This is a genomic window from Litorivivens sp. (assembly GCF_041625495.1).
Classification (GTDB): Bacteria; Pseudomonadota; Gammaproteobacteria; order Pseudomonadales; family Spongiibacteraceae; genus Litorivivens.
The window spans coordinates 1-11,487 of the sequence record NZ_JBFJTH010000124.1 but is presented as its reverse complement, the minus strand read 5'-3'; the positions used below and the strand labels follow the sequence as shown (position 1 = coordinate 11,487).

General features: G+C 57.6%; 13 protein-coding genes and 1 pseudogene. 4 read left to right on the top strand and 10 right to left on the bottom strand.

The genetic code is table 11. The features are described 5' to 3' along the window. The 3 genes and pseudogenes from ABYP39_RS13640 to zapE all read right to left on the bottom strand — a co-directional run. Nucleotides 1-82, bottom strand: a pseudogene (locus tag ABYP39_RS13640) (30S ribosomal protein S9); the annotation flags it as partial. 15 nt (nt 83-97) lie between these two features. Next, nucleotides 98-526, bottom strand: a complete 429-nt coding sequence (gene rplM, locus ABYP39_RS13635) for a 50S ribosomal protein L13 (RefSeq protein WP_372783053.1) — start codon at nt 524-526, stop codon at nt 98-100. Nucleotides 527-623: 97 nt separating this feature from the next. Beyond that, on the bottom strand, nt 624-1,730 hold the full coding sequence (gene zapE / locus ABYP39_RS13630) for a cell division protein ZapE (protein WP_372750259.1): 1,107 nt from the start codon (nt 1,728-1,730) through the stop codon (nt 624-626). A 145-nt stretch (nt 1,731-1,875) separates the two neighbouring features. On the opposite strand from zapE, the gene ABYP39_RS13625 reads away from it, so the two are divergent. Further along, on the top strand, nt 1,876-2,346 hold the full coding sequence (locus ABYP39_RS13625) for a YhcB family protein (protein ID WP_372759145.1): 471 nt from the start codon (nt 1,876-1,878) through the stop codon (nt 2,344-2,346). Between the two features lie 7 nt (nt 2,347-2,353). Here the strand turns inward: ABYP39_RS13625 and ABYP39_RS13620 are convergent, their stop codons facing one another. Then, a complete protein-coding gene (locus ABYP39_RS13620) occupies nt 2,354-3,115 on the bottom strand; it encodes a Nif3-like dinuclear metal center hexameric protein (RefSeq protein ID WP_372783051.1) in 762 nt (253 codons plus the stop codon). A gap of 118 nt (nt 3,116-3,233) precedes the next feature. Between ABYP39_RS13620 and ABYP39_RS13615 the strand changes: the two genes are divergently transcribed. Then, nucleotides 3,234-4,316 (top strand): trypsin-like peptidase domain-containing protein, encoded by a 1,083-nt coding sequence (locus ABYP39_RS13615; RefSeq protein ID WP_372783049.1) that lies wholly within the window; start codon nt 3,234-3,236, stop codon nt 4,314-4,316. Nucleotides 4,317-4,331: 15 nt separating this feature from the next. Here ABYP39_RS13615 and hisC read toward each other — a convergent pair whose 3' ends face one another. From hisC to ABYP39_RS13585, 6 genes are all read right to left on the bottom strand, one after another. Beyond that, nucleotides 4,332-5,411, bottom strand: coding sequence for a histidinol-phosphate transaminase (gene hisC / locus ABYP39_RS13610; RefSeq protein WP_372783047.1), 1,080 nt, complete (start codon nt 5,409-5,411; stop codon nt 4,332-4,334). Nucleotides 5,412-5,421: 10 nt separating this feature from the next. Continuing rightward, nucleotides 5,422-6,729 (bottom strand): histidinol dehydrogenase, encoded by a 1,308-nt coding sequence (gene hisD / locus ABYP39_RS13605; RefSeq protein ID WP_372783045.1) that lies wholly within the window; start codon nt 6,727-6,729, stop codon nt 5,422-5,424. Continuing rightward, nucleotides 6,729-7,367, bottom strand: a complete 639-nt coding sequence (gene hisG, locus ABYP39_RS13600) for an ATP phosphoribosyltransferase (protein ID WP_372758907.1) — start codon at nt 7,365-7,367, stop codon at nt 6,729-6,731. The genes hisD and hisG overlap by 1 nt, the downstream gene beginning before the upstream one ends. A 24-nt stretch (nt 7,368-7,391) precedes the next feature. After that, a complete protein-coding gene (gene murA, locus ABYP39_RS13595) occupies nt 7,392-8,654 on the bottom strand; it encodes a UDP-N-acetylglucosamine 1-carboxyvinyltransferase (RefSeq protein WP_372747995.1) in 1,263 nt (420 codons plus the stop codon). A 16-nt stretch (nt 8,655-8,670) separates the two neighbouring features. After that, nucleotides 8,671-8,904, bottom strand: a complete 234-nt coding sequence (locus ABYP39_RS13590) for a BolA family protein (protein ID WP_372747996.1) — start codon at nt 8,902-8,904, stop codon at nt 8,671-8,673. An 88-nt stretch (nt 8,905-8,992) separates the two neighbouring features. Beyond that, nucleotides 8,993-9,688, bottom strand: a complete 696-nt coding sequence (locus ABYP39_RS13585; protein WP_372783043.1) for a phospholipid-binding protein MlaC — start codon at nt 9,686-9,688, stop codon at nt 8,993-8,995. 227 nt (nt 9,689-9,915) lie between these two features. On the opposite strand from ABYP39_RS13585, the gene ABYP39_RS13580 reads away from it, so the two are divergent. Both ABYP39_RS13580 and ABYP39_RS13575 read left to right on the top strand, forming a co-directional pair. Further along, nucleotides 9,916-10,884, top strand: a complete 969-nt coding sequence (locus ABYP39_RS13580; RefSeq protein ID WP_372747999.1) for a KpsF/GutQ family sugar-phosphate isomerase — start codon at nt 9,916-9,918, stop codon at nt 10,882-10,884. Between the two features lie 11 nt (nt 10,885-10,895). After that, on the top strand, nt 10,896-11,405 hold the full coding sequence (locus ABYP39_RS13575; protein ID WP_372783041.1) for a KdsC family phosphatase: 510 nt from the start codon (nt 10,896-10,898) through the stop codon (nt 11,403-11,405). The last annotated feature ends 82 nt before the right edge of the window (nt 11,406-11,487 follow it).

Sequence of the window (11,487 nt, the reverse complement as noted above, 5' to 3'; positions counted from 1 at the left end):
TCGCGCCGGTTCCCTCAGACAGGAAAACGCGAGCCGTGGAAGTTTTGCGACGACCGGTTCCGTAGTATTGCGTAGCTGACATAGCCTTAGGGTCCGATTAGATCTTGCGCTCTTGCGGCTGTTGCGCTGCGTGAGGATGTGCATCACCAGCGTACACTTTCAGTTTCTTGAACATGGCACGACCCAGCGGGTTACGCGGCAGCATGCCTTTAACGGCGCGCTGCAGAACACGCTCAGGGGCACGCTCGATCAGCTTCTCAAAGCTGAAAGACTTCAAGCCACCCGGGTAACCGCTGTGGTGATGATACATCTTGTCGGTAGATTTATTACCGGTAACCGCCACCTTTTCACAATTGACCACAACGATGTAATCACCGGTGTCAACGTGCGGTGTGTATTCTGGCTTGTGTTTGCCACGCAGGCGATGTGCGATCTCGCTGGCCAGACGCCCCAAAGTTTTTCCTTCGGCATCAACCACATACCAGTCACGCTTCACAGCGTCAGGGTTTGCACTATAGGTTTTCATCAATCCTGCCCCAAAGGCTCGTACGTAAGAAAGAGCGCGAATACTACAGAACCGCCCCTGCCATTTCAAGCATTTAATCGCCTAGTTCAAACGATTTTCACGGCCTGTGCTCGCGCGCCAAATAGTCGTGAGACTGCATTTCCAACAGCCGACTGACCGTGCGCTGAAACTCAAAATCCAAGCGTCCGCCAGCATATAACTGTTCCAACGGCACAGCCGCCGACAATACCAGCTTGACGTGCCGGTCGTAAAACTCATCGACCATATTTATAAAGCGCCGGGCCTGGTCGTCATTCTTGCTGCTCATCTGCGGAATATCACTGACCAACACCGCGTGGTATATCCGCGCCAGCTCAATATAGTCGTTCTGACTCCGCGGGCCGTCACACAACGCCTTAAAGTCAAACCAGACAACATCGTCCGCCACGTAACGGGCAGTGATAGGCCGCCCTTCGACATCAAGCGCCACATTGGCCAGCCCCGGCTCAGGCGACAACTTGCGGAAGGAATCCTCCAAGCCGATATCGGCCTGCGCATCCAGAGGCGAATGATAAAGCTCCGCCTGCTCCAGCGTTCGCAAACGGTAGTCTACACCACCATCCACATTGATCACCTTCGTATTCGCCTTGATCAGGTCGATTGCCGGCAGAAAACGCGCCCGCTGCAGACCATCCTTGTAAAGCTCTTCGGGGACGATATTTGACGTCGCTACCAGCACGACACCGCGCGCAAAGAGCTCTTCAAACAAGCCCGCCAGAATCATGGCATCGGTGATATCAGAGACAAAAAATTCGTCAAAACAAATCACCCGCGCTTCACGCGAAATGCGCTCCGCAATCACTACCAGCGGGTTTTTCTCCCCGGCGAGCTCCTTGAGGTCACCGTGGATACGCCGCATGAAGCGATGGAAGTGCGCCCGCATTTTGCGCTCAAACGGCAGGCACTCATAAAAGGTGTCCATCAGATACGTTTTGCCGCGACCAACGCCACCCCAGAAATAAAGCCCCTTTACGGGCTCGCGCTCCTCACCGATAAACCGGCCGAGCAGGCGCTGCACCAGACTGGCAGCGCGCTGGGTCTGCTCCAGCTCCACTAACTCATCATAGAGGCGCTGCAGGCTTTCTACAGCCTGCTGCTGTGCTGTATCGGGCGTAAAATCCGGCCGCTGAAGATCGGCTTGATAACGCTCCAGGGGTGTAGGCATGTCAGATTCTCACACATGCGATCGCCAAAGAGGGCGCAACTTTAACGATAGCCGGCCCATTTCGCAATTTTTGTCGCCTGACTACTGCCGCCATCTTCGCCAGCCGTTATACTGCGACCATAGATATCCGCAAGTGGAGTAAGCTGTGTACGAAACCCAGACTGTAGCCCTGATCGCTTTTCTGGCCCTGATTGCAGGCCTCGCCGCTGGCGCCTGGCTGGTGAACAAGCTGTCACCCTCCCACCAGAGCCGCAAGGCACTGGAATCTCATATTCAGAAGCTGCAACGCCAACAACAGGATTATCAGGAGCAGGTAAACCAGCATTTCAATCAAACTGCTGAACTGCTGAACCAGATGACCGAAAGCTATCGCGACGTACACAACCATCTCGCCAAAAGTGCCGGCGAACTCACCAGCCACGGCATCAGCCCGCTGCAGTCGCTACCCGAGGACCGCCCGGTCATCCAGGGCGAACCACTGGCGCGCCCAGCCGAACAGCCCCTGGACTACGCGCCGCGCTCACCCGGCTACAAAGGTGCGCTGGACGAATCTTATGGATTGGACAAATCCAACAAAAAACCAGAAGAAACGGTAACCGCTCCCAGCGGCCTGTAAGCGGCCTTCAGGCCGGGTTATCAATATCGATAAACTCGTGCTCAATACCAAAGCGCTCGGCAAGGTGACCGGCCACCGCGCCGGCGCCGTAGCGCTCAGTCGCATGGTGCCCTGCGGCAATAAAATGAATGCCCAGCTCCCGTGCTTCATGAATGGTCTGCTCTGACACCTCACCGGTCAGGTAGCAGTCCACACCCAAGGCCGCTGCCTGCGCCAGATAGCCCTGCGCTCCGCCAGTACACCAGGCAACCCGCTTCACAGGACGCTCCCCCGCAGCCTCCAACAACACGTCGCGACCCAGCACAGCGGCAACATGCGCTGCAAACGCCTGCGCACTTTGCTGATCTGACAATTCACCATGGTTACCCACCGGGTGAGCACTGCCCGGCTGCAATCCACCGCGCACCTGCAAGCCCAACTTCGCTGCAAGCTGGGCATTGTTGCCCAGCGTCGGGTGCGCATCCAACGGTAAATGGTAGGCAAGAAGGCTGATGTCGTTCTGGATGAGCGTACGTATTCGGCGACCTTTCATACCCGTTAACACCGGGTCCTCACCGCGCCAGAAATAGCCGTGATGGACAAAAATGGCATCGGCATCCCGGGCCACAGCCGCGTCCAGCAGACGCTGGGACGCCGTCACGCCGCTGACCAGGCGCTTGACCTGAGGTTTGCCCTCGACCTGCAATCCGTTAGGACAATAATCCTGAAAGTTTTCCGGCTCAAGCAATGCATTGGCAGCCGCAACCAGCTCCGAGAGCGCAACACCCATACTTCGTTTCCCTGACAACTGTGACACAATAGAGGCCTCCCGCTTTATAAACGGCGGCGCTGATCGCATTCTACCGCGATGCTCCGCCCGAGGGGCCAACTCTGCCAAGGATAAAGGGATGTCTCAATCGTTACGCTGGCTGTTATGGCCGGTGATTGCCGGGCTGATAACCGGCCTGGTAATTCTGGTCGCACAGAAATCGGCGCCTGCCGCACCGCAAGCCACCACCTCTGCATCGGGTTACGCAGAGGCATTTACCCGCGCGGCCCCCGCCGTCGTCAACATTTACACCAGTAAATTGGTGCGTGAGCAGCGCCCAACGGTTTTCGACGACCCAATCTTGCGGCACTTTTTCCGCCGGGGAAATCCGGCTGAACGCGAAAAGGTTGAGCGCAGCCTCGGCTCGGGTGTGATTGTATCTGAGCGTGGCTATCTGCTGACCAATCTGCACGTGATACAAGGCGCCGACGAAATTCTGGTGTTACTACAAGACGGCCGACAAGCCATTGCCCGCCTGATTGGCGGCGACCCGGAAACCGATCTGGCGGTGTTGAAAATTGAACTCGACCAGCTCCAGCCTATCCCGCTGGGCGACAACCGCACCACAAGAGTGGGCGATATCGTGCTTGCCATCGGCAATCCCTACGGTTTTGGGCAATCCATGTCACAGGGCATTGTCAGCGCCAAGGGTCGCTACGGCCTGGGGCTGAGCAGCTACGAGAACTTCATCCAGACCGATGCGGCTATCAATCCCGGTAATTCCGGCGGCGCGCTAGTGGATCACCGCGGTCCGCTCATCGGCATCAATACGGCCATTTACACCCAGAGCGGCGGCTCAACCGGCATTGGCCTGGCAATACCGGTCGATCTCGCACTGCGCACCATGAGTGACATTATTGAATACGGTCGTCCGGTACGCGGCTGGCTTGGACTGGAAGTGAAATCGGTCGCTCCGCAGACCGACGGCGTGGTCATCAGCGCACTGATGCCCGGCGGCCCGGCGGCTAAAGCTGGCCTACAAGTGGGGGACATTATCTACGCAATCAACGGTAAGTCCGTGGGTGACGGTCATGCAGGGATGAATGAGATCGCGACCACACGACCGGGAGATATCGTTTCCGTGGAAATGGGCCGCAACGGTCAGCGCCGATCGCTCGACATTGAAGTGAGCATCCGCCCCATGCCGACCAGCGCAGGCTGACGCCTTCGGGTCGCCCTAAGGGGCGAGCGCTTCGGTGAAGGCCCCCAGCATACGCTGATTTTCCTCAGGGGTTCCCACGGTAAAGCGCAAACAGTTTTCCAGCATGGGATGAGCCCCATCGAGGCATTTCACCAACACGCCTGCGGCTTTCATGCGGGCGTGAATCGCGCGCGCTTCATCGCAGCGCAGCAAAATAAAGTTGGCTTCACTGGGCCACACTTCCACCCCCGGCATCGCCGCCAATGCCTCAAACAGCACGGCACGCTCGCGGCGAATAGTTTGGGTTTGATCGGTCAGCACGGAAAAGTGATCCAGCGCAAACTCGGCACTCAGCTGAGTCAGCACATTGATATTGTAGGGCAGCCGCAGCTTGTCCAGCTCAGTAAGCCACTCACGACCACCAATCAGAATGCCCAGACGCAACCCCGCCAAGCCAACTTTGGATAATGTGCGCATCACCAGCACATTGGGATAGTGCAGATAACTCAGATGGTCCCTATCGGTAAACGCCGTATAGGCTTCGTCCAGTACCACCAGCCCAGGACTGGCTTCAATAACGGCCTTAACCTTGTCGGCACTGAACAGGTTCCCCGTCGGATTATTCGGCAGCGCGAGAAACACCAGAGCCGGCTGCTCACGTTCAATTGCCGCGAGCATGGCTGGCAGATCGAGATCGAAATCCTCGTCCAGTGGCACCCCGCAGTACTGCATCCCCGTAAACGTCGCAATCATCCGGTACATGACAAATCCGGGCTCCGGCGCCAATACACTGCGTCCCTGCCCAGCCACAGCCATCGCCAGCAACTGGATGATTTCGTCGGAACCGTTACCCAGCAAAATATCCTGCTCGTCCGCCACACCCATCACTTCGCGCAACCTTGCCTTGAGCGATACCGCGGCCGCATCTGGGTAACGATTTAGCGCGGCCCCCTGCAGCCGCTGCTGCCAGTCAGCCACCATCGCCTCTGGCCAGCTATAGGGGTTTTCCATAGCGTCGAGCTTGACCAGTCCGTCAGCTGCCGGCACATGATAGGCCTGCAGCGCCTGAATTTCCGGCCGCACCCACTGCTTCACCAGGGATTGTCTGTCTTTCATAGGTATGGAATCACTTCGTAGGCCAGCGCATTTCTGCGGAACGCGCGTGAGCGGTCAGCGCCTCACCGCGCGCCAATACTGACGCTGTTTTGCCCAGTGGCGCGGCAGATTCCGAACACTGAATCAGCGAACTGCGCTTCTGGAAATCATAAACACCCAGCGGCGACGAGAAACGCGCCGTTCCGGACGTAGGCAATACGTGGTTTGGTCCTGCACAGTAATCACCCAACGCTTCCGGCGTGTGGCGCCCCATAAAGATAGCCCCCGCATGGCGTATCTCGGGCAACAATGTTTCCGGGGCATCTACCGACAGCTCCAGATGCTCCGGCGCAATACGATTAACCAGATCAATCGCAGTCGCCAGGTCCGGCACAGCAATCAGCGCCGCCCGCCCTTCCAACGAGGCGCGGATAATCGCTTCACGCTCCATGTCGGGCAGCAATCGGCGGATACTGTTTTCAACCGCAGCCAGGAAGTCGACGTCCGGCGAGATCAAACTCGACTGGGCATCCTCATCGTGCTCGGCCTGGGAAAACAGGTCCATGGCAATCCAGTCCGGATCGGTTTTTCCGTCGCAGACCACGAGTATTTCCGATGGCCCCGCAATCATGTCCAGGCCCACTTGGCCAAATACCTTGCGCTTTGCCGTTGCCACATAGATATTGCCCGGCCCCACAATCTTGTCAACGCGGGGGATCGTTTCGGTTCCGTAGGCCAGTGCAGCCACGGCCTGCGCTCCGCCAATAGCGAACAGCCGATCAACGCCCGCAATGGCCGCTGCCGCCAGCACAATATCATTGGCCACCCCATCCGGGGTTGGCGATACCATGATCAGCTCTGCAACACCCGCCACTTTGGCCGGAATCGCATTCATCAGCACCGACGATGGGTAGGCCGCCTTTCCTCCGGGAACGTAGAGCCCGGCCCGATCCAGCGGCCGAATCTGCTGGCCCAGCACCGTGCCATCAGCCTCGGTATAGGTCCAGGAATCCTGCTTCTGACGCTCGTGATATGCACGCACCCGCGCGGCCGCATGCTCCAGCGCCGCACGCAGCTCTGGATCAATCGCTGCCAGCGCCGCCTGAAGCTGATCCTGAGAGAACTCTAACGCCGGCACGGTGTCGGCGCTAACGCGATCAAAGCGCCGAGTATATTCCAGCAGTGCGGCGTCGCCACGGCAACGAACCGCCTCCACAATGTCGTCTACCGCGGCCTGCACCCCGGCATCGGAAACCGAATCCCAAGCCAGCAAGGCATCGAGCGCCTCACTGAAATCTGGCGCGCCGCTATCAAGGCGGCGAATCTGAAGCTCGGCCATTAGCCGCCCCTCTTGGCGACAGCCCGACGCAAACGTTCAATCACATCGGTCACTGCCTGATGCTTGCGCTTCAGCGCACTGGTGTTGACCACCAGGCGAGAGCTTACATCGGCGATGGTTTCTGCCGGCTCCATGCCGTTAGCACGTAAGGTATTGCCGGTATCGACTATATCTACAATAACGTCGGCGAGGTTCATCATCGGCGCAAGCTCCATTGCACCGTAGAGTTTGATCAACTCCACTTGCGTGCCCTGAGCCGCAAAATACTGGCGCGCCACATTTACAAACTTAGTGGCCACCTTGATCCTTCCGGCGGGCAGCGGTTTATCGCGCATCACCGCCGTCATCAGCTTGCAGCGAGCAATCCCCAGGTCCAGGGGCTCGTACATCCCCGCCGCGCCGTGCTCAAGCAGCATATCCTTGCCCGCGACACCCAAATCCGCCGCGCCAAGTTGCACATAGGTAGGTACATCGGTGCCGCGAATTACCACGAAGCGCACATGGGGTAGTGTGGTGTCAAAAATCAGTTTGCGACTTTCCGCAATATTTTCCACCGGCTCGATACCCGCTTCTGCAAACAGCGGCAGGGTATCCTTGAGAATGCGGCCCTTGGTCAGGGCAATGGTCAGCTTTTCCACAACGTGCCTATTTAATCCGCCCGTTTATTCCGCCAACCGCTGGATATTGGCGCCCAGCAATTGCAGTTTTTCCTCAATACATTCATACCCGCGATCGATGTGATAAATGCGATCGACGCAGGTTTCCCCTTCGGCCACCAGACCGGCTATCACCAGGCTCGCTGAAGCGCGTAGATCGCTTGCCATCACCGGGGCGCCACGCAATTTGTCGACGCCCTCAATAATCGCAGTGTTGCCTTCAATATTGATCTTGGCACCCATTCGATTCATCTCGTGGGTCTGGATAAGACGGTTTTCAAATACCGTCTCAGTCACGCGCGCACTGCCATTGGCAATAGCATTCATCGCCGTGAACTGGGCTTGCATGTCGGTCGGGAAGCCCGGATAGGGTGCCGTCTTGATATTGACCGATTTGGGCCGCTGGCCATGCATATTGAGTTCGATCCAATCTTCACCGGTCGTGACTTCGGCACCGGCCTCTTCCAGCTTGGACAAAACAGCTTCCAGGTGCTCAGCCTTGGTGTCTTTTACCTTAACTCGGCCACCGGTCACCGCCGCTGCCACCAAGTAGGTTCCGGTTTCGATCCGGTCGGGCATCACAGCATAGTCACAGCCGTGCAGCCCCTCTACCCCGTCAATAGTAATGGTATCAGTGCCGTGACCGGTAATTTTGGCACCCATGGCATTGAGGCAATTGGCAAGATCGACCACTTCCGGTTCACGAGCCGCGTTCTCGATGACGGTGCGGCCATCTGCCAGGGTAGCGGCCATCATCACGTTCTCTGTGCCGCCCACCGTCACCGTATCCATAAAGATATGTGCGCCCTTGAGACGGCCATCCCGGTATGCATGGATGTAACCGCTATCGATCTCTATTCGGGCGCCCATCGCCTCCAGCCCGCGCAAGTGCAGATCTACTGGCCGACTGCCGATAGCACAGCCACCCGGAAAGGAAACGTGTGCCTCACCAAAATGTGCCAGCAATGGCCCAAGCACCAGTATTGAGGCGCGCATGGTCTTGACCAGTTCGTAGGGCGCCGTCAGGTCCGTGATCGTTTCGGCATGCACCTCTATGCTGAGCTTCTCATCAATAATCAGCTCCACACCCATGCAACGCAGCAGCGCGATCATGGTGGTAATGTCATGCAGATGAGGCAGGTTGCGGATGGTTATCGGTTCGTCGCAAAGCAACGTGGCGGCCAGAATTGGCAGTGCCGAGTTCTTCGCGCCGGATATACGTATTTCGCCATCGAGGCGTTTACCGCCGCGAATCAACAATCGATCCATGGATTCCCCCCAGAGGTCAGGACTGCGCTTCAGTCGGAGTCTGCAAGCGCATGTGAACCGCGTGAACGCTACCGTCGGCGATCCACTCGTTGAGGGCAGCGTAGACCATTTGCTGGCGCTTTACCGGGCGCAGCCCGTTGAAAACATCGCCCACGATCTGCACGTGACAGTGGTTGCCGTCGGCCTCGGCTTCTATCTGACAATCGGGAAATTCGTCGGCCAGTCGCGATTTAATTGCGTCGATCAACATGCAGCGGTACTCGTAAAAATCAGGACGCGAATTGTACGCAATTGGCCGCGCAATGGCTATTATCTGGGTTGCGCCAGGTCACTGGCGCTCAAGACTCTTCGGCGACTTCGGCCAGACCACCTTCCGGCGTCACTTCCCAGTTTTCAATCACTTTGTCGATATCACCGTTAAAACGACGTGCCGACGAGGCAAACTGGCTTTGATAAGTGCGACCCAGGTTGACGCCTTCAATACTCACGTTGCGCAGTTTCCACTCACCTTCCCGATTCTGGGTGAGTTTGTAGTACACAACATAAGGTTGTGGGGCATTCCCGAAAATATGCTGCTCGACGTTAACACTTCGCTCGTCCGCCGCATCCTTTGCAATGGGCAACACTTCAATCCGGTTGCCGTCAAAGGCAAGCAGGCCCTTGGCGTAAGTGCGGATCAAGCGATCCTGAAAGGTTTTGGTAAAGCGTTCTACCCGTCCGCGAAACTTTGCTTTCTCTTCAGGCGACAGGGTGTCGTAATAGCGTTTACTGCCGTATTTACCCATCACGCCGCGGGCAAAACTGGGGAAATCCACCACATCAGCCAGGATTTTTTCCACCTCGCCGTAAAAGCGCTCGGGATCTTCATCAACATAGCTGCGCGCCTCCTCGATGACCTTGGTCACGCGCTTGGTGGTATCAGAGACCACCTCATAGGGGCCCGGGGGTGACGCTGCCCATGCCGCAGAAGCCACTACCAAGCTCATCACAGCCGCGAACGCGACCGACATCATTCGTTGCACCATTGTTTTCATTAACTCCATACGTTCCACCGGTTGTCAGCGCAATTGCGCTCTAGCCGGAAAGCAAAATCCCACACAATCGACCGAATCAGGCAACTGTTGCTGAAGTTTGACCTCTCAGAGAACGAAACGCTCCCGATTTCTAACTAGGAATTTGCGCGCCGCCCTCTTATCATAGCCAGCTATAACTGTCCGATGGTAGCAAATTCCCGTTAAATTGTTGTGAGTAAAGCGAAAATATGCCCATAGACTACCGCAGCTCGGCCCGCCGCACCATCGCCATGGAAGGTGCCGCCGTTACCGCGCTCAGCGATAAAATTGACGACGACTTTACCCGGGCCTGCGAACTCATGCTCGCCTGCCAGGGCCGCGTTGTCGTCACTGGCATGGGAAAATCAGGGCACATCGGCCGCAAGATCGCCGCTACTCTGGCCAGCACCGGCACACCCGCCATGTATGTTCACCCGGGCGAAGCCTCGCACGGGGACATGGGCATGATCACCGCCCAGGATGTTGTTCTCGCACTATCGAACTCGGGCTCGACCGCTGAAGTCATCACCATGCTGCCTCTGCTGAAACGGCTCGGCACCCCCCTGATATCCATGACCGGCAACCCCGCGTCGGAACTGGCCAAAGCCGCAAACGCCCACCTTGACGCAGGCGTTGCCGAAGAAGCCTGTCCGCTGGGCCTGGCGCCAACCTCCAGCACCACAGTAGCACTGGTCCTGGGGGACGCCCTTGCCATCGCCCTGCTAGAGGCGCGTGGCTTTACCGCCAATGATTTTGCGTTTTCCCACCCCGGAGGGGCGCTGGGGCGCAAATTGTTGCTGAAAATTGAAGACATCATGCACACTGGCGCCGAAATCCCCACCGTTGCCAGTGGTACACCACTTACCAATGCTTTGCTGGAGATGAGCAGCAAAGCATTGGGCATGACGACCATCCAGAATAGTGACGGCACGCTTCTCGGCCTGTTTACGGACGGTGACCTGCGGCGCGCAATCGATCACGGCGTGGACATACAGCGCGCCCGAATCGACGATGTTATGACCCGCAACCCACGCAGCGTCCAACCTGGAATGCTGGCCGCGGAGGCGCTCTACATCATGGAAGAAAAGAAAATTACCGCACTGATCGTGATCGACGAACACTCTCACCCGGTCGGAGTTGTTCACCTGCACGACATTCTCCGGGCAGGTGTCGCCTGATGCTGGAGATCATGCAAAAAGCAAAGAATATTCGCCTGCTGGTCACGGATGTGGACGGCGTGCTGACCGATGGCAGCCTGTATTTCGGCAACAGCGGCGAGGAAATCAAAGCCTTCAGCATCCTCGACGGCCTCGGCATAAAGCTGCTTCGCGACACCGGCATCGACACTGCCATCATTACCGGACGGGTTTCGGATCTGGTTGCGCGCCGCGCCGGCGAGCTGAAAATTTCAACCATCTACCAGGGCCGCGAGGATAAAATCACCGCGTTGCGGGAACTTTCTGGCGACTGCGGCATTCCATTATCACAGATCGCCTATGTCGGTGACGACTTACCGGACCTTGCCGCCATCCGCGCTGCCGGGCTCGGTGTGGCCGTGGCCAACGCCCACGCTTTTGTCGTTGAACACGCCGACTGGCAAACCAGTGCGCGTGGCGGCGCAGGCGCAATTCGCGAGGTCTGTGAACTTATTATGAAAGCGCAGGACACCCTGCTGGATGCCTGGGAGCAATATCTCTAGCCATGGCTCAATCCTCAAGACGTGTTTATCGCAGCCTGTCGCTGCTTGCCGGGCTGGGTGGCCTCACCCTGCTATTGCTGAC

What these genes read in the sequence shown, in the direction of transcription:
- hisD (WP_372783045.1), bottom strand. Translation starts at nt 6,729, where the DNA reads ATGGCCGAGCTTCAGATTCGCCGCCTTGATAGCGGCGCGCCAGATTTC.
- ABYP39_RS13590 (WP_372747996.1), bottom strand. Translation starts at nt 8,904, where the DNA reads ATGTTGATCGACGCAATTAAATCGCGACTGGCCGACGAATTTCCCGAT.
- rplM (WP_372783053.1), bottom strand. Translation starts at nt 526, where the DNA reads ATGAAAACCTATAGTGCAAACCCTGACGCTGTGAAGCGTGACTGGTAT.
- zapE (WP_372750259.1), bottom strand. Translation starts at nt 1,730, where the DNA reads ATGCCTACACCCCTGGAGCGTTATCAAGCCGATCTTCAGCGGCCGGAT.
- hisC (WP_372783047.1), bottom strand. Translation starts at nt 5,411, where the DNA reads ATGAAAGACAGACAATCCCTGGTGAAGCAGTGGGTGCGGCCGGAAATT.
- ABYP39_RS13620 (WP_372783051.1), bottom strand. Translation starts at nt 3,115, where the DNA reads ATGGGTGTTGCGCTCTCGGAGCTGGTTGCGGCTGCCAATGCATTGCTT.
- ABYP39_RS13580 (WP_372747999.1), top strand. Translation starts at nt 9,916, where the DNA reads ATGCCCATAGACTACCGCAGCTCGGCCCGCCGCACCATCGCCATGGAA.
- murA (WP_372747995.1), bottom strand. Translation starts at nt 8,654, where the DNA reads ATGGATCGATTGTTGATTCGCGGCGGTAAACGCCTCGATGGCGAAATA.
- ABYP39_RS13615 (WP_372783049.1), top strand. Translation starts at nt 3,234, where the DNA reads ATGTCTCAATCGTTACGCTGGCTGTTATGGCCGGTGATTGCCGGGCTG.
- ABYP39_RS13575 (WP_372783041.1), top strand. Translation starts at nt 10,896, where the DNA reads ATGCAAAAAGCAAAGAATATTCGCCTGCTGGTCACGGATGTGGACGGC.
- ABYP39_RS13585 (WP_372783043.1), bottom strand. Translation starts at nt 9,688, where the DNA reads ATGAAAACAATGGTGCAACGAATGATGTCGGTCGCGTTCGCGGCTGTG.